This window comes from Sphingomonas sp. LH128, assembly GCF_000293195.2.
GTDB lineage: Bacteria > Pseudomonadota > Alphaproteobacteria > Sphingomonadales > Sphingomonadaceae > Novosphingobium > Novosphingobium resinovorum_A.
In genome coordinates this window covers 1-243 of record NZ_ALVC01000568.1, presented here as the reverse complement: position 1 = coordinate 243, position 243 = coordinate 1, and the positions used below count along the sequence as shown (strand labels likewise).

The 243-nt window shown below is 57.6% G+C and carries 2 tRNA genes; both read left to right on the top strand.

Features of this window, described 5'->3' with window-relative positions:
* The first annotated feature begins 52 nt into the window (after nucleotides 1–52).
* A tRNA-Glu gene (locus LH128_RS30270) sits at nucleotides 53–127 on the top strand.
* A gap of 39 nt (nucleotides 128–166) precedes the next feature.
* Nucleotides 167–242: transfer RNA gene (locus tag LH128_RS30265), tRNA-Glu, on the top strand.
* Nucleotide 243: the final 1 nt, after the last annotated feature.

Genomic DNA, 243 nt, shown 5'->3' with positions numbered 1-243 from the left:
TTCCCGTAGGGGTCACCATCGGTTACGGTGGGAGGTAACAAAACGGCTTCATGGCCCCTTCGTCTAGCGGTTAGGACGCGGCCCTCTCACGGCTGAAACACGAGTTCGATTCTCGTAGGGGTCACCATCCGGACTTTTCCGGAAAAGTCGTTTGAAATGGCCAGATGGCCCCTTCGTCTAGCGGTCTAGGACGCGGCCCTTTCACGGCTGAAACACGGGTTCGATTCCCGTAGGGGTCACCAT